This window comes from uncultured Campylobacter sp., assembly GCF_938030815.1.
Lineage (GTDB): Bacteria > Campylobacterota > Campylobacteria > Campylobacterales > Campylobacteraceae > Campylobacter_B.
In genome coordinates this window covers 1-21,909 of sequence record NZ_CALHII010000127.1, presented here as the reverse complement: position 1 = coordinate 21,909, position 21,909 = coordinate 1, and the positions used below count along the sequence as shown (strand labels likewise).

Below are 21,909 nucleotides of genomic sequence, written 5' to 3'. Positions count from 1 at the left end.
ATTTTGGCGAAAGTGCTACGCACTAATCCCAGCTTGTCTAAGCATTTTTTTGAAACGAAAACGAAACTCGCTATGCTCACTTTCGCAGATAAAGATTAGAACAATTCTACAAAATATATTTGCTATGAAGGTTCTAGCGAAAGAAACACATAAATGTATTTAGTCGTTTTCATTCTAAAAAAATCACGACATTTTTAATTTAATTATGAAGGCTGCTTTAATAAAGAAATATTAATCAAAATAGCTTATACTAATATCTGATTAAACTATGTATAATAAATTAGGAAAAAGTATATATTGTCGCTATTGATTAAACCTGTTCGACAACTATATGTCTTTATTAATAAAACAAATATTCTAAAGCAAGAGGTCTTGACCTCTTGTGAAAATGAAAAAATTAAGTTAGCGAAAACATCGGTTGTGTACCATTTTTAGTTAGAAATTAGTATTAAAATGAATATTTTAAAAGAATTTAGTAATTCGAATACTTAAAAAGAGAGTACAATAATAAAAATAAAGTTTAAAATAAGAGGGGAAAATATAAAAGAGGAGAAAACTATGAGAAATACAAAATGGGCTGCAAAAATTATTCCTAATCCACGACAGGAGAGGGAATATATTGAAAGAGACAACAAGCAAAAAAATGATGAAAAAACAAAAAAATTGAAAAAAAGTAAGACTGAAAAACAGAATTTTGAAAATACGAATTTAAGTTCGGTAATTGATAATGATATTTTGAAAATACTTTATTCACGTGGGATAACGACAGATAAGGAAATAAGGGAATTTTTGAATCCAAAACTTGAAAATATCCAGAATCCTTATGGACTGCAGGATATGGAAAAGACAGTTTTGGAAATTGAAAAGGCGATAAAGGAACAGAAAAATATTTGGATATATGGGGATTATGATGTGGATGGGATTACTTCGACATCTATTTTGTATATGGCGTTAAAAGAGCTTGGGGCAGAAAATGTGAATTATTATATTCCAATTCGGGATGAAGGGTATGGATTGAATAATGAAGCATTGAAAAAAATAAAAGAATCTGGGGCAGATTTGGTAATTACTGTGGATTGTGGAATTACAGCGTTTCCTGAAGTGGAGTTTGCAAATTCTATAAATTTGCCGATAATTATTACTGATCACCATAATTTAAATGGGGACAAAGTTCCAGATGCTATCACGGTTGTGAACCCGAAACGTCCTGAAAATGAATTTTCCTTTGAATTTCTAGCGGGAGTAGGGACTATTTTTATGGTAATTCTTTGTCTTTATGAAAGAATTGGGAAAAAGGCAAAAGCATATAAATATCTCGATTTGGTGGCAATTGGTACAGTTGCGGATATTGTGCCGCTGGTGGAAGAAAACAGGATTTTGACTAAGTTTGGGCTGGAGCAGCTTAGCCGTTCTAAAAATAAGGGGCTTAGATTTTTGCTGTATAAATTGTTTAGTACGCAAAATTCAGATTTTAATGAGAAAACTGAATATAATTCGTATGATGTGGGCTTTATCATAGCACCTGTCTTTAATGCGGCTGGAAGGCTTAAAGATGCAAAAATGGTAGTAAAATTACTAATTTCGGATAACGATAGAGAAATTGAGATAATTGTAAAGGAATTGATTAATAAGAATTTTGAGCGTAAAGAATTGCAAAATGAAATAGTGGAAAAAGTGGAAAAACACATTGAAGAAAGCGATTTGAAGGAAGATTATGTGATTGTGGACTATTCGCCTGAATATCATCACGGTGTAATTGGTATAGCGGCTTCCAAAATTGTAGATAAATATTACAAGCCTGCGATTATCATTGAAGTGAAGGAAGATGAAGGAATAGCAGTTGGATCGTGCCGAAGCATTGGGAATTTTAATATTTTAGAGGCGTTGCAGTCAATGCCTGAACTTTTTGTAAAGTTTGGAGGACATTCTGGAGCAGCTGGATTTACGATTGGAATAAAAAATTTGGAATTATTTAGGAAAAAAATAAATAAATTTGCAAAAACAAAACTGAAAGAAGAGGATTTTGTAAAAATAATAGAAATTGATAAGCAAATCCCAATTCAAAAGGTTTCCTACGAATTTTTCCAAATAATAGAACTTTTAAAGCCGTTTGGCTTTGGAAATCCAATGCCGACTTTCAGGACAAATAACGTACTTTTTGAAAATATAAAGTTCATTGGAGAAAATAAAAATCATATAATGTTTGACATAAAGCAAAAGGGATTTTTTAATAAAAATGCTGTCTGGTTTAATTCTGGCGAGTATTTTAAAGAACTGAACGAGAATTTGTTTTACGACATTGTTTATAAATTAAAGACAGAAATGTTTCAAGATAGATATTATACGAAAGTGTATGTTGAGGATGTGAAAGTGTCACAGTTGAAGGACGATACTTTATCTTATTATCATTCGCTTTTTAACACATCTTTCCCGATGAAGTCGGTATTTTATACAAATATTGAGCTGGAAACGGAAAAGAAAATTACAATGAAAATGGAATTTGATCAGGTTTCGCTTTTTCAAGGAAGAAAGTTCATTGGACGGCTTGATTACAGTGTTTCCAACTTGTTAATACTTTTAAATCAGTATTATAACTGGAATTTTACTGTGAAAATGGAGGATGTGAAGCAGACTTCAAATCATAATATTGTAAATATACTGATAAAAAGAGATTATAATTTTAAATGTTATGATCACACGCAAATTGGAATTTTTAAAAAGATAAAAGAATTTTTGATTGGGAAAATGGAATATAATTCACAGACTAAAGAATTGCTGGCACAGTTTTTTAAGCAAAATAAAAACTTGATTATAAAAAATATTTTTGATGAAAATGAAAAATATAAATACAAAATGTCAAATTTTGAAAATTTTTTACTAACAGTTGGAATTTATTATAAAAAAATGACTGATAAAAAAAGTCAGATTGTAATAAGTTCAGATAAAAAGCCAGCTTTTAACAATTTTATAAAATCATATTTTGATATAAATGAAGAATATTCTGAAAATGACTATCCGTTTACATTATTTTATAATTACAAAGATATAGAACGATTGGAAAATATTATAAAAACAGATTTTTCAATGCAAAACGAAATTAGTTATGAAATTGAGGAAAATAGCCAAAATCTTGAAGTTAATGAAGAACAAAAACAGCTGGAGTATAAAAAAGTTGAAAAAATAGAATTTAAAAATAATGAAAATGTGGAAAACTCTGAGAATATTGTGGAAAAACAGCAGGAAAATATTGAAAAGTTAAGTGAAGATGGAAAACAGGAAGTGGAGAAAAGATTTTGCGTAATAATAAATTCTAAAGATTTTATGGTAAAAACAGATGATTTGGACAGAAATAATATTGAAGAGATAGATACGAAAATTGAAGTGCCAGAAAATATAATATTTTTAGAAAATTCAACGAAGAAGGAGAGAAAAAATGCAAAAAATATTTTTGTAGAATATTTACCGATTGAAGAAAAAATTAAATTGAAAAAGTTGTTTACTGATGGAGAAAAGATTTATTCTGATTATTCGGTTAATGAGATTTTGTAAAAGTAAATAATGATACAGATATTTGATTAGCAAAAAATCTTGATTTGCTTTAAAAAATTATAAAAAAAGTGATGTGAGATAATATCTGTGTGATAAGAATATAAAAAATAGGAGAATATATGAAAAAATTAAAAAAGGCTATTTTGGTTTACAATCCAAAATCTGGAAATGCCAATATGATTTTAAGCAATTTTGATTTAATCACGACAAAACTGCTGGAAAAAGGGATTACATTGACACTTTATAGTATAAATAAGGATTATGACCTGTTTACAGAAATTTTAAAAAATGAAAAATATGATATTTTGATTTTATCAGGTGGAGATGGAACATTAAGCCGTTGTTTAAGCGAACTTTATTCTAAAAATATTGAATTTCCAGAAGTTGCAATATTTCCGACAGGAACATCAAACGACTTTGCGAAAGCATTGAAAATCGAAGAAAACATTGAGAACTGGATAGAAAAAATTACAGATAAAACTGCCAAAAACATTGATTTTGGGTTAATCAATGGAAAAACTGTGTTCTTGTCATCGTATGCTGGCGGACTATTTACCAAAATTTCCTACAATACAGACAAAACGTTGAAAAAAACATTTGGAAAAATTGCCTATTACATAAATGGACTTGGAGAACTTACAAATATAAAGACTTTTGACTTGGATATTGTGTTGGATGGAAATGAGAAAGTGAAGGAAAAGGCTATTTTATATGCAATTCTGAATGGGAAAAGTGTTGGAGGATTTGAAAATGTAATTGATGAAGCCAGTATGAATGACGGATTTATGGATATTCTAATCGTAAAAAACATTGACAACCCGCTGGATATTCCAAAAATCCTAATAGACTTAATGAACAGCAACCTAACAAACAACGATTACATCCGAACTTTACAAGCCAAAAAATGCAAAATAAAAAAAGTTACTGAAGAAATTGACGTAAGCATTGATGGAGAAGAAGGAGAAAATATAGATGTAACAATTGAGTTTATAAGTGGGAAATTAAAAGTTTTTTGTTAAGAATTTATAATAACGGATAGATAAAGATTAAAAAGACTAAAATAGAAACAGGGATTTTCCATAAAAAATGGGAAAGAAAATTTAAAGATAGGGTGGTATACTAATGAAAAAATACATGATATTATTTTTGTTTTTATTTTTTAATTGTTTAAATTATTCAAACACTTTTGAAACTGATAAAAAATTTAAAAATTCTATTATCAATAATACGTTTTCTGAGCACATAGAAGGTTTTAGGGGAAGGATTGATGGAAATGGGAATAATTATAAAAATATTAATTCTATTAAGGTATATGAGGTTGTAGGAGACGCATATTATAATTCTGATTTTTTTTGTACCAACACTCCTCTAATAAAAGCTACTTCTATAGAGGAAAACTACTATTCAATTTTCATAAGAGAAATTAAAAACATGATAAATTTAAATTCAATAACTAATCATTCAGAAGAAGTTAAAAAAAAAATAGAAATGATAAATAAGAAAATAAAGCTACATATTGATTTTATAAGAGATTATTTGTTAATGAGATTTTATAATCCATGAGAAAAAGTATCATGCCATTATAGTTCAAATTTTATTATTTATTCAACAAATGAATTTAGTTTTCTACTTAATTTAGATAATATAAAAAATTATGAAATAGAGTTAAAAAAGAAATATGATTTGGAAAAAGAATTAAATATTTTAAATCAACTTGTTGAATATTTATATAAAGATAATAACTACGATAAGATAAAAGTAGGAATGAGAAATGTTGATGAATTTATACATTATGATAGATATAAAAATGCTCAAAGGAAAGTGGATTATAAAAATTTAGATCTAAGTGATATAAATGATATAGTTAGAATTTATAGGTATGATGAAACAGACATATATGAGTATTCAATATATTTAGATTTATTAGAATTATCTTACCTAATAAAAAACAGAGAGTAAAAGAAGAGAACCCATACTTTCTAAACTAATTTTTAAAATGCCTTAAATTCTGAAAACAATTGTAAATAAAAGAAAGTGATTTGAATAAAATTAACGAACTTATTGAATATCTATATGTTTATCAAAATATACCCTTTGAAAAATTAGATGATAAAAAATATAAGAAAATGCAATTAAGAGAAGATGATTACAATGTTTATCATATGTATATTATCCAAACTGAAAATAGAAATGAATTAACAAAAAAATTAGATGAAGCAGGAATAGCTTATGGAATTTATTATCCTATACCTTTACATCTACAAAAAGTGTATAGAAATTTAGGATACAAAGAGGGGACTTTATCTAATGCAGAGTACTTATCTAAGAGAACAATTGCAATACCAGTTGATCCTGAGTTGACTGAAGAAGAAAAAGAATATATTGTAAACTTCTTAAATAATTTAGAGTTATAGGAGATAAAATGAAGTTATCAGAATTAAATTTTGGTATAGTAGAAAAAGATGGAGAATTTAATTGGTTAGGTCTTACAGCTGAAAATTATGAAGGAAAGAAAGTTTTAACTTTTCTTAATGATGAAAAGTACTATAAAGAAATTGAAAATAATCAAAATTTAGTGTTAATGAAAATTAGCCGAGATTTTGAGAAAATAAAAAAAGCGATAATTGAAACTGGGAATAAAGAAAATGCTGTAATCGTTTCAGATTGCGGAAAAGAGAATGAAGTTTTTTATTGGGATATTGAGAGTGTAGAGGAGGTTCCTTATTTTTCGACGATGATATTGAAGAAGGGAGGAGTTAAGGAGTGGAAGAGATTTCTAAAAACACTTTAAGGAAAATAAAAATAGCAAAGTTTATAATTCTTCAAATTTTATTTTTTGTATTTTATTTTTTGGCAGGAAAATATGACTGGGATTATGGTTTTGATTTGCCATTTCGATTATTTTTTGGAGGAATGTTTTCAATAATAACGGGAATAATTTTTGGCGTAATGTTTTATTTCATGGGGAAAAAATCGGAATATGAAAATGATAAAATTTTGAAATTGCCAATATTTTTTATAATTTTATCAGTAGTATTGTTATTTAGAATAGATATTATTGGAGTTATAAAATTATGTTTTTTCAACGGATTATTCATTTTAGGAATATTTAGAAGTAAAATAAAGATCAGAAGTTATTTGTCTAAAGTTTCTAAAATTATATTGTGGTTTGTTACAATGTATTTTTTGATTCCTAGTTTTGCAATTTGTTTTGGAAGTTTTTGGGGTGAAAATCAAATTAATGTTTTAATACCATTAATTACTGCAAATATTTATTTTGGGTTTGTTATAAAAAGATATTTTAACGTTGAAGAAATAAAAATTATAAGAAAATTGACAATACTAGGTTGTTTGATAATTGCATTTATATTTATTTTTATTGGTTTCAACTGGTATAAAGAAGATTATTATGTAATAATTTATACTTTTCCTTATAAAGTTTTGATGTATTTCAAAGAAACTGAGGGTGGAATTATTGAAAAAATTGGAATTGTAAAAACATTGAAATCGAGATATTTTTTGTATGCACTGATTGTTAATGCAGGATTTTATTTAGGAACTTTGAAAATAAATAATAAAGATAAAAGGAGAAATTGTGTTGAAAACCAGATTGATGGGGATATTTAATAAGAAGTAGTTAAAATTTAAGAACTAAAAGAAAGAAGGAATTATTATGAAAAAAATATTATTTATTTTGTTACTTGGAGTAGCAATTCAAGGACTAGCAGAAACAATTGTAAAAGGAACTTATGATACGAAGAAAAAAAGATACATAGAATTAAGTCAAATTTTTGAAAAGGAAATAAATTTGAGTTATGTATTGCCAAATGATAAAAAGAATATAGTAACGTATAAAACTGAAAATTATGATATTTTAGTGAGAAAAAGTGATCTATTGGAATTATACAATAAAAATAGGGATAAAAAAGAAAATAATATAAAAAATAATATTTCGGATAAGGATAAAAAATTGGATTATGTTCGTAATTATATTGCTGAATTGGTGGAAAACAATAAAGCAGTTATTTATGAAAGAAAAACAAAAAAAGAAATAAAAAATATTGTAAAAGTAAAATACAATAACGATATTTACTATGATGCGGGAAGAGGTTCAAATTACGATGGTTATAAATTTTATACAGATAAAAGTTTGTCGCAGGAAATCATGAAATTTGATATTATAACACAATTTGGGGTTGCACTTCACAGCAGTTTGGGGGATAATCCGTATAATAGGGAATTGACAGAAAAGGAAAAAGAATATAGAGAAAAAAATGGAAATCATTTTGAAGAATTAAAGGGATTATATGAGAAAGCCGTTCAAAATCCGAATGTTGAACAAAAAATTAGTTATTAGTTAAATATGTTTGATAAGTTATAAATTATTTTTAGAATTTAATATAAATAGGGGGTTAAAATGGGTAAAATTGAAAAAGGAATTGAGAGTAATATGGTTTATTTGCAAATCAAAGAATTGATGGAAAATGCGAGAAAACAGGTGTCTGTAAAGATTAATAATATTCTTGTGCAGACTTATTGGAAAATTGGGAAAATTATTATAGAAGATGAGCAGGGAAATAGTGAGAGAGCAGAATACGGGAAAAAACTTTTAAAAGAATTATCAAAAAAATTGACAAAAGAGTATGGAAAAGGCTTTTCAAAATCAAATTTATTTAATATGAGAAAATTTTATTTGAAATATCAAAAATTCCAGACAGTGTCTGGAAAACTGAGCTGGTCCCATTATTGTGAGATTTTGAGTATATCTGATGATAAAGAAAGAGCATTTTATGAAAGAGAATGGTATTCAGTCTGAATATGCACTAGGTCAGATTTTTGCTTCAAAATACACATTGTATATCCCTAATAAGTAAGTGCTTGAAAATGAGGTGGAAAAAGTTTTGAGGGAGTATGATAAGAAAATAAAATTAAAAAGAATAGAGAATGATAATTATGAATAAAAAAGAATTACCGAAGTGTTCTGTTGAAATAACACTTTCTTTAATTTCTAATAAATGGAAAATACTTATAATAAGAGATTTACTCGATGGAACAAAAAGATTTGGAGAGTTGAGAAAATCTATAAACGGAATTTCTAATAAAGTTTTGACATACAATTTAAGAGAAATGGAGGAGGACAATCTTCTTATAAGAAAGATTTATCCTGAAGTTCCTCCAAAAGTTGAATATTTTCTTACTGAAACAGGTTACAGTTTAAAGCCAATACTGGAAAGTATGGACAAATGGGGTGTAAATTACCGAGAAAAAACAAAATACGAATAACTGAAATTGTATCAAATTAATTATGGTTTTTCGATTTTAAAATTTTCATTGGTATAAGTTTTTAAATCAAAAGTCCTGATTTCTTCTACATCAATATAAAAAAGTTCAAAAATAGGATTGTCAGGAGTTTTAAAAAGTTCTTTTATTGCTGGATATTCATTTAAAACTCTTGTTTTAAGATCAATATCATCAGTAAAATGAATATTTCCATTTACGGATATAAATGATAAATAATCTTTTGAATGAGAGAGAAAAGAAACGTAAGGACATTTTTTTAACTGTTTATAAACGTTTTTATTATTTGTAGTTGCAAGATATACTTTGTTTTTCTCAGAAAACAGATACTGAAAAATTCTTGTTTTAGGTTTGCTATCATCGAGTGTAGCTAAAATCCCGTAAGAGTTTTCTTTTAATATTTTATTATAATCAATCATCTCAATTTCCTCCAGATATATTTTTTTGAGTTAGCTAACTATGTTAATTATAGCTTAAAACAGAAAAATTGTGAAGAAGGCACATTTTTATTACGAAGTAACAAAATGGTAACTTTAAAGCTAAATTCTGTATAATCGCCGAAATTTTACACGGAGAAATCATGCATTATCTACGAATTAACGGAGGCAAAAAACTAAGCGGTAGCGTCAAAATAAGTGGCGCAAAAAACGCCGCACTGCCGCTCATAGCCCTATCTATCCTTTCAAAAAAAGAAGTCGTAATTAAAAATTTACCAGCAGTTTCTGATATCCACACGCTAATTCAGCTACTTTCAAATTTAGGCGCAAAGTGCGAGTTTATTGACGCCAACACCGCCAAAATCGATCCGCGCGAGATAAACTCGACCAAGGCGATCTACGATATAGTGCGCAAAATGCGCGCTTCGATCTTGGTGCTGGGGCCGCTTTTGGCGCGATTTAGACACTGCGAGGTAAGCCTTCCAGGGGGTTGTGCAATCGGCGCAAGACCGATCGATCTACACCTTAGCGCGCTTGAAAAGATGGGCGCGGAGGTTAAGATCGAGCAGGGTTACGTCGTTTGTACCGCAAAAAAAGGGCTTAAGGGCGCGACTATAAATTTTGACAAAATTACCGTCACCGGCACCGAAAACATCGTAATGGCGGCGGCTTTAGCAAGCGGTACCACGCATATCATAAATGCGGCAAAAGAGCCCGAAGTAATCGCCGTTTGCAACGCATTAAAAAGCGCAGGCATCGACATAGAGGGCATCGGTACGAACGAGATCCTCATCAAAGGAAGCGGCGGTAAGCTTTTAGGATTGGATGAAATTTCGATCATTCCCGATCGCATCGAGGCGGGCACCTATCTGTGCGCGGGTGCGATCACGGGCTCCCGCATCACGATAACGCACGCCTGCGCAGCTCATCTTGGCGCCGTGCTTGCAAAATTTGAAGATATGGGCTTTAAATTTGAAATTTCAAACGGCGGCGACGAGATAGCGATCTTGCCCGCTTCAAAGATCAAACCAGTAGAGATTATAACGAGCGAATATCCGGGCTTTCCTACCGATATGCAGGCGCAGTTTATGGCGCTAGCATGCATCGCCTCGGGCGTCAGCACCATCGACGAGAGGCTTTTTGAAAACCGCTTCATGCACGTTAGCGAACTCTCAAGAATGGGGGCAGATATCCGTTTAAACGGACACATCGCGACTATCAGCGGCGGCAAGCTAAACGGCGCAGACGTGATGGCGACCGATCTGCGCGCCAGCTCAGCTCTCGTTTTAGCCGCCCTTGCGGCGCGCGGCGAGAGCAAAATACATAGAATTTACCACCTAGATCGTGGATATGAGAGACTGGAAGCTAAGCTTGGTGCGCTTGGTGCGGACATACAGAGACTGGAGGAATGAAGACTTCGGAATAAAAATCTTGCGCAAGCAAGCTCGCGGAATTCTACGAGTGATATGCTTTGAAATTTTAAGCAACGCTCGCATTAAAATAAGGCAAGTTTGAGCCCGTGAAATTTTGCGCACTCATTTGGATAAAATTTTGCTTTGCAAGCTTTGGCGCAACATAAAATTTAAGGTCACGCGAAGTATTAACTGTGCGAATTTTAAATGTAAAAAATGATAAAAAGGACTTAAAATGATAGGAGTAAATGAGGCTATAGATTTGGCTATGACTAAAATCACATCAAGCAGGCGGAGTGAAAAGGTGCCTCTTCCCAGCGCTCTAGACCGCATCCTTTATAGCGATATTTCTGCGATTAAAAACCTGCCCTGCTTCGATAATTCGGCACTTGACGGCTATGCCTACGCGGCGGAATTCAAAGACGAAGAGCTAGAGATCGTAGAGCCTACGATTTTTGCAGGAGATGAGAAATTCTACGAAATAAAGGCTACGCAAGCGCAAAAGATAATGACCGGCGCGCCAATGCCTGCAGGCGCAGACTCTGTCGCGAGGCTAGAGGATGTAGACGCGCAAGGTGGAACTCTAAAAATCCCTGCTTCCGTTCATGCCCACGACGGCTTTCGTAAAAAAGGCGAGGAGGTGCGCGTGGGCGAGCTTTTATTGCGCCGTGGCGAAATTTTAAACCCTGCTAAAATCATGCTTCTTGCCGCGCAAGGAATTTACGAAGCAAGCGTTTACGCGCGTCCTAAAATCGCTCTATTTTCGAGCGGCAACGAGCTAAAAGAGCCGTGGCAGAGCGCAAGTGAGCGCGAAATTTATAACGCCAACTCTAGTGGTATTGCTGCATTGCTGCAAAAATACGGCTTTGAAAATGAGTATTTAGGGATTTTAAAGGATGATTTTAGCGCGGTGTGCGAGGCGCTAGATACTGCTACGCGTAAATTTGACGTGCTAATTACCAGCGGTGGAGCAAGTGCTGGGGAGGCGGATTTTATGCAAAGCGCTATGAGTGAACTTGGATTTTTGCAGGTTTTCGATCACATTGATATCAAGCCCGGCCGCCCCAGCAAGTGCTTCGCAAAAGACGGCAAATTCGTCTTTGCAATGGCAGGTAATCCGATGGCTGCTTTCGTGCTTACGCGCGCAGTCATACTACCGATCCTATTTAAGCTTAGCGGCGCAGGTGGGGCTTTTAGCGCAGAAGCGGCGATCTATGCCAAGCTCGCAAGCGATCTGAAGCTAAAAAGCGGCAGAGTAAATTTAACCGTAGGCGCATACGAAGGCGGAGTTTTTACGCCTATGCCGTCGCCTTCTGGGCGCATCAGACCGCTGGCTGCGGCATCGCATTTTTTCTTGGCTGATCCCGAATGCGACAAAGTTCGCGCTGGAGAAATCGTAAAAATTTATGAAATTTAAGCGAGAAATTATTGACAAATGAAAATTTATAAGTTAAAATCACGCTTCATCTTTACCGCATGCGGGAATAGCTCAGTGGTAGAGCGCAACCTTGCCATGGTTGATGTCGCGAGTTCGACTCTCGTTTCCCGCTCCATTTCAACTTCAAATTTTAAAATTCTTTCCGTTTCGCTCGCTTTTAAAGCACAAAATTTCGATATGAAAGCTTTGAAATGAAAATTTTAGTTTGCGTAAGCGGCGCCAGTTTCTGCGAGATCGGGCTTGATCTGCTTAAATTTCTTGCCAGCTCGCCGCATGAAATTCACGCCGTGCTTACGCAGGGCGCGCGCCGCGTCCTGCGCGCCGAAAGCGGCATAGACGCGGACGAGGCTTTAAAATCCGCGGAATTTAGGAGCGTAAAATTTTATCCCAATACCGATCTGGGCGCGCCGCTCGCTTCAGGCTCATTCGGCATTGACGCCACAATCTTTGCGCCCTGCTCTATCGGCTCTTTGGCTAAAATTTACGGCGGACTTTGCGACAGCCTAAGCACTCGCGCCGCCGCAGTCGCGCTAAAAGAGCACAAGCGGCTGGTTCTTGGCGTGCGTGAGATGCCGCTTTCTGCGATCAGCCTGCGCCAGATGAGCGAGCTAGCCGCGCTCGGCGTCATCATCGCTCCGCCCGTGATCGCGGGCTACTGCGGCGTGCAAAATTTAAAAAATTTCATAATCGGCAAGTGGTGCGACGCGCTGGGCGTGCAAAACGAGCTATTTAAAAGGTGGCAATAATGCAAAACTCAAGAAAATGTATCTATCCGGGCACTTTCGATCCTATCACGAACGGCCATCTAGACGTCATCAAGCGCGCGCTAGGGCTTTTTGATGAAGTCATCGTCGCAGTCGCGCTCAACGAGAGCAAGAAGCCCTACTTCAGCCTAAAATCCAGACTAGAGATGGCGCGAGCCGCGACGCGCGGGCTTCGCGGCATAAGTGTGCAAAGCTTTGATAATCTGCTCGTGGATTTTGCTAAATCTTGCGGCGTGCGCTTCGTAATCCGCGGGCTTCGCGCGGTTAGCGACTTTGAGTACGAGCTGCAGATCGGCTATGCAAACGCCTCGCTATGGGAGGAATTTGAGAGCGTGTATTTGATGCCGACGCTCAAAAACGCCTTCATCTCAAGCTCGATCGTCCGCTCCGTTTTAAGCCACGGCGGTGATGTTTCGCACCTGGTGCCAAGCGAAATTTTAAAATTTTTTAAAAAAATGAGCTCTTAAGCGACTGAAATTTAGCTCGCAGGCGCAGCTAAATTTAAAATTTACAAACCACACGGGAGATAAAATGAACGAAGCAATGGATGAGATAGAAAGACTGCGAACGTTTTTAAAAAGCGTGAGAGATGAATACAAAGCCTTAAATAAAATAGCCGAAGCGCAGGTCGTAAGTAGGCGCTGGGCGTCGGGTAGTTATATCAATTTAGAGCCGTTTTATTTCGAATATAACCGCTTCTTTAAGGGCAAAATTTTAAAAGCTAAACCAAAAAAGATCGCAAACGCCTACGAATACGGCTTTGACGCGCAAGATCGCGTCGTTTTTGAAAGACAACATGACGACAAAAAATCTTCCTGGGATAATTTGTATTTTTGGGGGCGGGACGAAGTTTTAAAATATCACTTCGGCTGCTACAATAAAAAATGCTCAAAATGCTTCTATATAAAAAGATTTGTCTATGAGGGTGGCGTGCTAAAGTCCATCTACTCAGCCTTTGACAACAACGCCTATGGGATAGAAAATTTTACTTACGAAGGCGGCAAGCTCGCACAAAGACGGGAGTATGTAGAGCACCCTCGCGCAGGCAGAAGGAATGACGTAACAAACTATGAATTTGACGCAATGGGCGAGCTAAGCTTAATAACCGAAAATGGTTATGTGCGCTATCAAAAGCCCGATAAGAATATGAGCTACAAAAAGCTCTATGAGCTCGCCGCGCAGAGGCTGCTGCCAGCGATTAAAGAGACGATCAAAAAGCATGCGCCCGGCTGCAAGCTCTACTGCATAAATTTAGCTTGCGACAATAGGAGTTTGCCGCCAATCATCGGATTCGGCTCGCAAGAACAGCGCGCGCAGTGGCTTACACGAAAGGACGGTTGGCTTCTTTGGCTTGTTCCTGATTACGAGTTTCGAGCCGAGGTCGAAGTAGACTACGAAACGGCGAAAATTTTCGATCTTTTCAATCAGGAAACGCAACTAAACGATAAATATGCGCAGGCTAAAAAGCTCATTTGGGAGTGCGTGAAACAGCTTAAAGCAGATCTTGGCGAATTTGCGCTCGATATGACGGAGGATTTTACGATCACGGCTACCGATTGCGATCTTGGCGATCTGCAGAAAAATTTCATAGCGATAAATCCCGAGCCGATAAACGTATAGGGCAAAATTTAAAATTTCATCGTCGCGGTTTTATCATCGCGCGCAGCACTCGCCCGCCCGCGCCGCCCAGTAACACACCCTACTCCGAATGGTGCCGCCGCCCTGCTCCGCCCGAAGTGCCGCCCATTCCATCTAACGCCATCCGCTTCGCAAAGCACATATCCTACCATGTATATAATGGCGCCCTACCTCGCCCGACGTGCCATTCTATCCGCACGGCGCGCCGTCTTTATCGGCTGGCGCCCTACTCCGCTCGGTACATATCCGCAAGCGCAAATTTATTCGCTCGCTGTGTTATGCAACGCATCCGTCCGAGCGCTAAATTTAACCGCGAGCTGCGCCGCAAAGAGCAGGAGCCGAGCAAGCGCCCGATAAAATTTTATGCCAAAAGATAAAAAGAGGCTCGTACAAGCTCGCGCAAAAGCCCGATTTAGGGTCTAAATTTTACGCCAGGTTGTTAAAAAAGCCGCTATTTAGCTATAAGCTTGTAAAATAACACACAAATTTAAAGGCGAAAAATGTATGTAATATTCGAAGGTATCGACGGCGTGGGAAAAAGCACGCAGATAGCACGGCTGGCGGCGGCTTTTCCGCAGGCGATCGTGACCAAGGAGCCGGGCGGCACGAAGCTCGGCGAGGCGGTGCGAAGCCTCGTTTTGGGCGAGGATTTTAAGTGGCCGTGCGGCAGCGTAAATCTACGCGAAGCCTGCGGCGAAATCTCAAAGCGCGCCGAGCTGCTTTTGTTCCTCGCAGACCGCGCCGAGCACTACGAGCGCGTGATAAAGGGCGGCGCGGACAGGCTCGTGCTAAGCGATCGCGGCTTCATATCGGGGCTTGCCTATGCGCTGGCAAACGACAAAAACGCGGATCTTAGCGAGCTTATCGCGCTTAATAAATTTGCGCTTGGGGGTAAATTTGCAGATAAAATCGTGCTATTTTCGGCGGACGAACAGCTCGTCATGCGGCGGCTCAAAACGCGTGCTAGCAGCGATATAATCGAGGCTCGCGGGTTAAAATACCTAATGCGCGTGCAAGATCTTATGGCGCAGGCATGCAGGGCGTGCGGCGTTGAGACCCTAAAAATCGACGCCGCGCAGTCCGAAGAAGCGATCTGCGATCAGATAAAAAATTTCATACTTTCTTAAAATTTTAAGACGCGGAATTTTGCCGCGGGAAAGAATTTAAGAGCTCTGCCGTGAAATTTTAACTATAGAATTCCGCCCATAAAATTTCATCTCCTAATTTCGTCATAGAATTTTATAGGCGTGGTTCTAGGTAAAATTTCATGGGCGGAATTTTGTTTTATAATTCAGTCGTAAAATTTCGCCACGGAATTCTGTCTTAAAATTCCGCCGTAGTCCGAAAAGGCGCGAAATTTCATAAGCGAAATCCTGCGCGGAATTTTAATCCGCGGATTCGCAGGCGGAATTTTAATTCGCGGATTCGCAGGCGGAATTCCGCTTAAGCTCTTTAGATTGAAAGGATAGCGATGAAGACGTTAAAGTTCGTTTTACGTAAGGTTTTTAAATGTATAACAATAATACCTATAGCTTCTATAAAAACAATGCTTCTTTTGCCATTTTTAGATAATACATTGGCATTTAGAAAACAGAATAAGCCTATTGCTAAGAAAATAATGGTTAAGAATAGTAGAAAAATGTTTTTCTTTTTGCTGGTAAAGATTTCTATGGCTACCATTTTATTTCTCAATGGTTTTCTTGTTTAAATATTTTTCTTTTATATATTTGCTGACTTTGTGATAATAGAATGAAAGAATTAAAATACCTATCACAAAGGCAATAGCACCTATCACAGCTTCGATAGGATTTAAGCTTTTATGAAGATAATGGTCTAAGTTGAAATATGGAATAAAGTGATAGAGCGCAATACTATGAATGATGTAAATAGAAAGGGTGTTTTGCCCTATACGTTGTAAAAATTGGGCAGTAAGTACATTTCGTAAGATTACAAATACAGCAAATGTCCAAAGAGTGTCACCCATTCTCAAAAAAAGAAAGCCATTGCGTGCTAAACTTTCAAAGTGTCCCCACCCTGTAATGCTGTATAAGAAGTGAAATGTGTGATATTGGAAGTGAAAAATGGCTCCGATGCCAATAAGTAGCCGTGTATATACTGTATATAAGTGTTTGGTGTTTCTGTAATAGTAAAATAGCGATCCCATAAAGCCTCCTAAGGTCACAAAGCCTAACCAAGGAAAAATAGTAAAGAAAGTACCGTATTTTGGAGTGAAGTAATTGGCTACTACTTGAGGTAACCAAGAGTATTCATACTGGTTATAGGTCTCGTTGAAAGTGAAAAGTAGTAAAGTAATGCCGATGAGCATTGTAGGAAGGAAATGCCTCACGTGATTTCGAGCTAATAAGTAGAGTCCCACCATTATGATGAGAGCTAACCCTATACAATGCAAAATATCTACAAAATAGATGCTTTTCCGCAAAATACACGCCACTGCTATAAGCATTAATCCGCGTTTTGCTCCTTTCTTCACACGTGAGTTCTTGAGTCCTACACCACTGCGTTCGCCTTCTCGAATGAGCAAATAGGTAAAGATAAAGCCTGAAATGGTAAGGAATACAGGTGCGGTAATACCTGTGAAATAATGCCAAATATGATAGTAAGGGTTACTTTCGTCACAGTATGGTTCAGCAAGTAAAGCGGTAATAAAATGCCCTTGTAACATCATACAGATGGCATAAGCGCGTATTACATCGATAAATATCAGTCGTTGTTTCATTATATTTTTATAGTCTATTATCTAAGGTCTATTTTTTTCTTGTAGTGGCGGTGGTTTTTATTCCTACATATAACTAAGTATCTTAAAACGCATTTCTATTTTAGGTAACAGACAAAACCTAGTGCAAAGGTATAACAAATTTCCCATATACCCAAAATAAAAACATTGGCAAAGCACCTCGCTCTGCCAATGTTTTTATAATGTATTACTTATTGTCTTATTTGTTCAAATCTTCCAATACTTTCACAGCTTCATCTATATACACATCTTTTTCAAGACTTTCGTGCCAGCGATCACGACGCAATTTCAAGTCTTCACTGTTTTTTATTTTAGCCTCATCAGAAGCTACTGAAGTGAATTTCAAGTTAGATTTGTAATCGTTAATTGCTTTGAACTTTTTAGATTGCTCTTCGTTTTTCTCAATTACTTTTTTGTAAGCCTCGTAGTTGAGAGGAAAAATGTTGTCTTTCTGTTGTTGTTTTATCCATTGAGCATTTTCGTCAATCAGCTTTAAGTATTGATTTTCACTGATGCGTTTTTTGCTGTTTTCTATTGCCTTATCAAAGTTAGCATTGTTAGTCCAAGGAGTGTACTTAGCAGGCTCTATTTTATCCCAAGGCATAGCGTTGGGCATATCGCGTTCGCCTATGTCAATATATTTGTATTTATCAGGCACTACAATATCGCTTTCTACACCTTTTAGCTGAGTAGACCCTCCGTTGATACGATAGAACTTCTGAATAGTAATTTTTATAGCACCAAGGTCGCCGTAATTGTTTTGGCGCAAGAAACTATTAAGGTCTACAAAACTTTGTACGGTACCTTTACCAAAGGTTTGTTTACCACCTATGATGATAGCGCGTTTGTAGTCTTGCATAGCCGCCGCCAAAATCTCTGAGGCTGAAGCCGAAAGCTCATTGGTAAGGATTACCAGCGAACCGTCCCATTGTGTCTTAGGGTCGTTGTCAGAGAGTACATCACGACTTCCGCGCGACGATTTTACCTGTACGATAGGCCCCTTAGGAATAAATAAACCTCCTATATCCACTACTGTTTTTAAGGAGCCTCCCCCATTGGTACGTAAATCTACAATAAGCCCGTCTATATTTTCTTTTTTGAGTTTTTCTATTTCAAGAGCCACATCAGTTGCAGCATTGCGTTGGTTTACATCTTCAAAATCAATATAGAATTTAGGTAAGTTGATAAGTCCATAGCGTTTACCATTAGCAGTTATCACTGCCGATTTGGCATAAGTTTCTTCAATCTCTACCACATCGCGAATGATAGACACTACTTCTATTGTGCCGTCTACGCGTTTTACAGTAAGACGTACTTCAGTGCCCTTAGGCCCTTTAATAAGTTTTACCGCATCGTCTAAACGCATTCCTACTACATCTACGGGCTCACCGGCTCCTTGTGCTACTTTTAGGATTTGGTCGCCTACTTCAAGGAGTTTACCTTTCCATACTGGTCCTCCCAAAATCACATTGGTAATAGCAATTCCATCAGTCTTCTTTTGTAATTGTGCCCCTATACCTTCAAACTTACCCGACATATCTCGGTCGAAACCTTCTTTGATGTCTGGTGCCATATAGTTGGAGTGGGGGTCGAAAGTCTCAGTAATAGCGTTCACAAACATACTGAACCACTCTTCGCGAGTGATATCGTTGTACATACTGAACATATCAGCCAATGTTTTTTGAGTAGCTTCTATCGATTCTTTTTTGAGTACCTCATTGGTTTTAGGCTGATATTTAGCGTCCTTTTCTTTCTTGCTCGCTTCTTCCTTTTGTTTAGTGATATAAGTGGAAAGCGTAGTGAAAATAATCACTTGTTTCCAGCGGTTTTGTAACTCAGCTTTGTTCTTTACAAAAGGCAACTTCTCATAGTCGGTATTAATCGTTTCATTGGTATTCAGGTTGATTGGTTTAGCAAAGATAGCTTTGGTAATTGCTTCTGCTTCTTTCATACGTTGTTTGAGGCGTTCGTAAGAAAGGTTGAAGAATGCAATTTCTCCGTTTTTCAAATCGTCGTCCAAACGGTTTTCGTACTTTTTAAACTCGTTGATATCCGATTGTAGAAAATAACGCTTCTGCCCATCAATATTATTCAAATAACTGTCAAATACTTTCTTAGAGAAAGCATCGTCCATTTTTATCGGACTAAAATGCGCGTTTTCCAGTACGTGTTGTACAATGTCCAAAAGCACTCTATCCTTGTCTTTATCTGGATTGTCAAATTTCTTACTTGTAAAACTACAAGACGCAAATGAAATAAATAATAAAAATAATACTGCTGAAATATTTTTCATTCTAAAATTGTTTTTTAATAATTTAGCTAACTTTCAATTCTTAGCTCTTAGCTTTATCAAATTCTGTGCCTTTCTCTTGTTGGGCTGATAATTTTTACATTTTGGAAAACAATAGCCCCTCGTATAACCCCTGCAATAGTGTCGTGTAAGGCTTTGATGATTTGCATTTTTAGTTCATTTTTGTGATATACCAAGCTGATTTCGCGCGCAGGGTAAGGCTCAGCAAAATAGTGAATCCGTTTCTTTTCTTCCTCTTTCAGTTCCAAAGAGTGTAAATATGGTAACAAAGTCATTCCTAAGCCTTCGTTAGCCAAGCGTACCAAGGTTTCAAAACTACCACTTTTTAGTTGGAAGTGCTCTTTTGAGTCTATCACATCTTGGTTGCAGATATTCAGTACACTATCCTTAAAACAATGTCCGTCTTCAAGCATCAATATATCGTTGATATCCAAATCCTCAGAATAGATAGTCTTAGAGTTTTGCAAACGGTGATTTTGTGGAATATAAGCCACAAAAGGCTCATAGTATAACGGTCTTTCTACTATCGACGGATTGTGCAGAGGGGTTGCCAAAATCCCTGCATCATAACTCCCGTCCTCTATCTTTTTCAAGATGTTTTCAGTAGTTTGCTCCTCGATTTTTAGGCATACCTTAGGGTATTTATTGATGAAATTAGCGAGAAACATAGGTAGTAGAGTAGGGGAGACGGTAGGGATAATCCCCACGCGAAACTCACCTCCTATATACCCCTTTTGTTGCGCTACTATATCGTTCATTCTCCCCGCTTCATTTACAATTACTTGGGCTTGTTTAACGATTTGTTCTCCTATTTCAGTAACCTGTAAAGGCTTTTTGCTCCTGTCAAAAATAGTAACCCCCAATTCTTCCTCCAATTTCTGCACTTGCATACTCAAGGTAGGCTGGGTAACAAAACTGTGTTCAGCAGCGGTAGTAAAGTTCTTGTACTTCGCTACAGCCAACACATATTGGTATTGAGTAATGGTCATAATTTGCGTTTATTTCAAGTGTGGCAATACTTCTTTTCCTATTTCTTCAAGCACTTCACTTGCAGGACGAGAGCAGTATTTTAGTACGAGCATAATATGGTTAACCCCTATTTTTCCGAGTTCTAAGAACATATCCAATAAATAGTTACGTCCTAAACGAAACCCTAAGTCCATTTTCTGTGGTTCAAAATCAGGGTTATCTTTTAGGTCGATATACACAGGTTGAATATAAGGTTTAGGAGGTTCTCCTTCTTGTTTAAGAGCTTTGCGCCAGTCTTGTATTATCTTCTTAGTGAGAGCAAAATCTCTTGGGTAGTAAATCCACCCGTCCGAGTTTTTCGCAATCCATTCCAAATTCACTCCTCCTATGTGCCCTGTGGCATACATTGGTATATTTTTATTCAAAGGCTTAGGCACTACATCACCCATTTTTTCCATTAGGGTACCATACTCATTGTTGTAGGTGGGGAACTCTTTGCTCCACAAGTCGCGTAACATAGCCATATGCTCCAATACACGAGTACTCCGTGATTCATAAAGTTCATTAAAAGCAGGATATTCTACAGGTCGGTCACCAGAAGCAACTCCCATCATAAAACGCTTCGGAAATAGCACGTCAAGACTCGCCGAAGCCTTCGCTACGTGTAAAGGGTGACGCAGTGGTAGTATTACACTCGCAAAGCCAAACTTAATACTTTGCGTAAGAGTAGCAATGTGTGCCAAATATATCCACGGGTCAAACATTTGTCCTACTTCGTTAAAATCAGGAGTGTATAGAGGAATGTCACGCACCCACACAGCATTAAAGCCTAACATTTCAGCTCGCTGAATGAGTTGTACTTGGTTTTCCATTTTAGGAATAGCCCCTTCGTATGCTTCAATAGGTAGTAGTAAACCAATAGATAATTTGTGTGCGTCTATCATAATGATGAGTTTGTTTAGAACGGCAAAAATAAGAAAAAATAATGTATAAATTCACTAATATCGAAAATCTTTTTTACTCATATATAATATCTATTGATTTTCAGTAATATATATCCCTTTTTACAAATCTCTAATCACCCTTTCTTTATCCTTTCAAAACCAACTTTCCTACCCTTATTCTTTATTTGCTCGTGCGGTTTACTCCCTCTTTCCAAAACAAACTTTCCCAAAGTTTCAAAATTTGCCAAAGTTGAAATCTACTAATCACCCTCTTTTTATCTCTATCTTAGCTTTAATTATCTCTATCTTAGCTTTAACTTACCCCCACTTTTCCTTCGTTCTTTCTTCGTCATTCGTTCGTCGAGGCCGTAGGAGGGTTTCACTTCGATTTGCG

The 21,909-nt window shown here is 36.3% G+C and carries 22 protein-coding genes and 1 tRNA gene; 18 read left to right on the top strand and 5 right to left on the bottom strand.

What is annotated here, in order from left to right; all coding sequences use genetic code 11:
• Window positions 1-558 precede the first annotated feature (558 nt).
• The 10 genes from recJ (at window position 559) to Q0277_RS04615 (ending at window position 8,832) form a co-directional block, all read left to right on the top strand.
• A complete protein-coding gene (gene recJ, locus Q0277_RS04660; RefSeq protein ID WP_297996055.1) occupies window positions 559-3,549 on the top strand; it encodes a single-stranded-DNA-specific exonuclease RecJ in 2,991 nt (996 codons plus the stop codon).
• Window positions 3,550-3,668: 119 nt separating this feature from the next.
• Complete coding sequence (locus Q0277_RS04655) at window positions 3,669-4,568, top strand: YegS/Rv2252/BmrU family lipid kinase (RefSeq protein WP_297996053.1); 900 nt, start codon at window positions 3,669-3,671, stop codon at window positions 4,566-4,568.
• A 103-nt stretch (window positions 4,569-4,671) separates the two neighbouring features.
• Entirely contained in the window at window positions 4,672-5,112 is a 441-nt protein-coding gene (locus Q0277_RS04650) for a hypothetical protein (RefSeq protein ID WP_297996051.1), read from the top strand.
• Between the two features lie 120 nt (window positions 5,113-5,232).
• On the top strand, window positions 5,233-5,508 hold the full coding sequence (locus tag Q0277_RS04645; RefSeq protein WP_297996050.1) for a hypothetical protein: 276 nt from the start codon (window positions 5,233-5,235) through the stop codon (window positions 5,506-5,508).
• Between the two features lie 80 nt (window positions 5,509-5,588).
• Window positions 5,589-5,963, top strand: a complete 375-nt coding sequence (locus Q0277_RS04640) for a DegT/DnrJ/EryC1/StrS family aminotransferase (protein ID WP_297996048.1) — start codon at window positions 5,589-5,591, stop codon at window positions 5,961-5,963.
• An 8-nt stretch (window positions 5,964-5,971) separates the two neighbouring features.
• A complete protein-coding gene (locus tag Q0277_RS04635; protein ID WP_297996046.1) occupies window positions 5,972-6,340 on the top strand; it encodes a hypothetical protein in 369 nt (122 codons plus the stop codon).
• Complete coding sequence (locus tag Q0277_RS04630) at window positions 6,313-7,176, top strand: hypothetical protein (RefSeq protein ID WP_297996044.1); 864 nt, start codon at window positions 6,313-6,315, stop codon at window positions 7,174-7,176. The genes Q0277_RS04635 and Q0277_RS04630 overlap by 28 nt, the downstream gene beginning before the upstream one ends.
• Before the next feature lie 46 nt (window positions 7,177-7,222).
• Entirely contained in the window at window positions 7,223-7,906 is a 684-nt protein-coding gene (locus Q0277_RS04625; protein WP_297996042.1) for a hypothetical protein, read from the top strand.
• A 60-nt stretch (window positions 7,907-7,966) separates the two neighbouring features.
• Window positions 7,967-8,365 (top strand): DUF1016 N-terminal domain-containing protein, encoded by a 399-nt coding sequence (locus Q0277_RS04620; RefSeq protein WP_297996040.1) that lies wholly within the window; start codon window positions 7,967-7,969, stop codon window positions 8,363-8,365.
• Between the two features lie 137 nt (window positions 8,366-8,502).
• Window positions 8,503-8,832: a helix-turn-helix domain-containing protein gene (locus Q0277_RS04615; protein ID WP_297996039.1), complete on the top strand. Its 330-nt coding sequence runs from the start codon at window positions 8,503-8,505 to the stop codon at window positions 8,830-8,832.
• Between the two features lie 20 nt (window positions 8,833-8,852).
• On the opposite strand, the gene Q0277_RS04610 is transcribed toward Q0277_RS04615, so the two are convergent.
• Window positions 8,853-9,266, bottom strand: a complete 414-nt coding sequence (locus Q0277_RS04610) for a pyridoxamine 5'-phosphate oxidase family protein (protein ID WP_297996037.1) — start codon at window positions 9,264-9,266, stop codon at window positions 8,853-8,855.
• 161 nt (window positions 9,267-9,427) lie between these two features.
• Between Q0277_RS04610 and murA the strand changes: the two genes are divergently transcribed.
• The 8 genes from murA to Q0277_RS04570 all read left to right on the top strand — a co-directional run bounded on the left by murA (window position 9,428) and on the right by Q0277_RS04570 (window position 16,244).
• Window positions 9,428-10,696, top strand: coding sequence for a UDP-N-acetylglucosamine 1-carboxyvinyltransferase (gene murA / locus Q0277_RS04605; RefSeq protein WP_297996035.1), 1,269 nt, complete (start codon window positions 9,428-9,430; stop codon window positions 10,694-10,696).
• Window positions 10,697-10,931: 235 nt separating this feature from the next.
• The gene (locus Q0277_RS04600) at window positions 10,932-12,113 is read left to right on the top strand and encodes a molybdopterin molybdotransferase MoeA (protein WP_297996033.1); all 1,182 of its coding nucleotides are present in this window, start codon (window positions 10,932-10,934) and stop codon (window positions 12,111-12,113) included.
• A gap of 61 nt (window positions 12,114-12,174) precedes the next feature.
• Window positions 12,175-12,249, top strand: a tRNA-Gly gene (locus Q0277_RS04595).
• Window positions 12,250-12,325: 76 nt separating this feature from the next.
• On the top strand, window positions 12,326-12,880 hold the full coding sequence (locus Q0277_RS04590) for a UbiX family flavin prenyltransferase (RefSeq protein WP_297996031.1): 555 nt from the start codon (window positions 12,326-12,328) through the stop codon (window positions 12,878-12,880).
• Entirely contained in the window at window positions 12,880-13,365 is a 486-nt protein-coding gene (gene coaD, locus Q0277_RS04585) for a pantetheine-phosphate adenylyltransferase (protein WP_297996027.1), read from the top strand. Before Q0277_RS04590 ends, coaD begins: the two co-directional genes overlap by 1 nt.
• Window positions 13,366-13,429: 64 nt before the next feature.
• Window positions 13,430-14,518: a hypothetical protein gene (locus Q0277_RS04580; protein WP_297996025.1), complete on the top strand. Its 1,089-nt coding sequence runs from the start codon at window positions 13,430-13,432 to the stop codon at window positions 14,516-14,518.
• Between the two features lie 518 nt (window positions 14,519-15,036).
• Entirely contained in the window at window positions 15,037-15,663 is a 627-nt protein-coding gene (tmk, locus tag Q0277_RS04575; RefSeq protein WP_297996024.1) for a dTMP kinase, read from the top strand.
• A 344-nt stretch (window positions 15,664-16,007) separates the two neighbouring features.
• Entirely contained in the window at window positions 16,008-16,244 is a 237-nt protein-coding gene (locus Q0277_RS04570; RefSeq protein WP_297996022.1) for a hypothetical protein, read from the top strand.
• On the opposite strand, the gene Q0277_RS04565 is transcribed toward Q0277_RS04570, so the two are convergent.
• The 4 genes from Q0277_RS04565 to Q0277_RS04550 all read right to left on the bottom strand — a co-directional run bounded on the left by Q0277_RS04565 (window position 16,218) and on the right by Q0277_RS04550 (window position 21,515).
• Window positions 16,218-17,273 (bottom strand): heparan-alpha-glucosaminide N-acetyltransferase domain-containing protein, encoded by a 1,056-nt coding sequence (locus Q0277_RS04565; RefSeq protein WP_297996020.1) that lies wholly within the window; start codon window positions 17,271-17,273, stop codon window positions 16,218-16,220. The genes Q0277_RS04570 and Q0277_RS04565 overlap by 27 nt on opposite strands.
• A 217-nt stretch (window positions 17,274-17,490) precedes the next feature.
• Window positions 17,491-19,584, bottom strand: coding sequence for a carboxy terminal-processing peptidase (locus tag Q0277_RS04560; RefSeq protein ID WP_297996018.1), 2,094 nt, complete (start codon window positions 19,582-19,584; stop codon window positions 17,491-17,493).
• Window positions 19,585-19,640: 56 nt separating this feature from the next.
• A complete protein-coding gene (locus Q0277_RS04555) occupies window positions 19,641-20,591 on the bottom strand; it encodes a hydrogen peroxide-inducible genes activator (protein WP_002672662.1) in 951 nt (316 codons plus the stop codon).
• A 9-nt stretch (window positions 20,592-20,600) separates the two neighbouring features.
• A complete protein-coding gene (locus Q0277_RS04550; RefSeq protein ID WP_178976678.1) occupies window positions 20,601-21,515 on the bottom strand; it encodes an LLM class oxidoreductase in 915 nt (304 codons plus the stop codon).
• Between the last annotated feature and the right edge of the window lie 394 nt (window positions 21,516-21,909).